Source organism: Streptomyces sp. 8P21H-1 (assembly GCF_013302945.1).
The window spans coordinates 1-513 of record NZ_JABTYA010000281.1 but is presented as its reverse complement, the minus strand read 5'-3'; the positions used below and the strand labels follow the sequence as shown (position 1 = coordinate 513).

The following is a 513-nucleotide window of genomic DNA, read 5'->3' as shown; positions in this document are numbered from 1 at the left end:
GCACCGGCGCCGCGGGGGGTGCCGGGACCGGACGGCGTGCCGAAGCCGGCCGCGGTGCCGAACTCCGGGGAGGCGCTACCCGGGCGTCTTCCCTGCGACCTGGTCCGCGGCCGGCCCGCCAGGGGCTGCTGCTGCGTGGAGCCCGCGGCGTCGGACCGGAAGAGGTTGTCGAACTCGGCCGGCGGCTGCTGCCGGTCCTCCGGCCCGCCCGCCCCGCCCGGCGCACCCGCTCCGCCCGGTCCCCCCGGACGTACCCCGTAGCCGTTCGCGTCCGGCTGTGCGGGCACCGGTGCCATGAACTGCGTCGGCTGGGCGTCGGGGTCCACGGCCGGGGGCAGGGGGCCCGCGCCGGTCCCGCCCCGCGCCGGTCCGGAGCCGTCCCGGGGGACGCGGCCGAGGTAGTGGGTGGACTCGGCGGACGTCGCGTCGGACGGCGCACCCGCGGCGGGCATCTCGGGCGGCAGCGCGCCCGGTCCGACCGGCGGAAGAAGCTGTGTGGCGCCCTCGTCCGCG

Annotated in this window: 1 pseudogene; it reads right to left on the bottom strand. The window is 80.5% G+C overall.

Annotation, left to right across the window (positions count from 1 at the left end):
* Positions 1-513: pseudogene (locus tag HO151_RS05995) on the bottom strand (hypothetical protein); the annotation flags it as partial.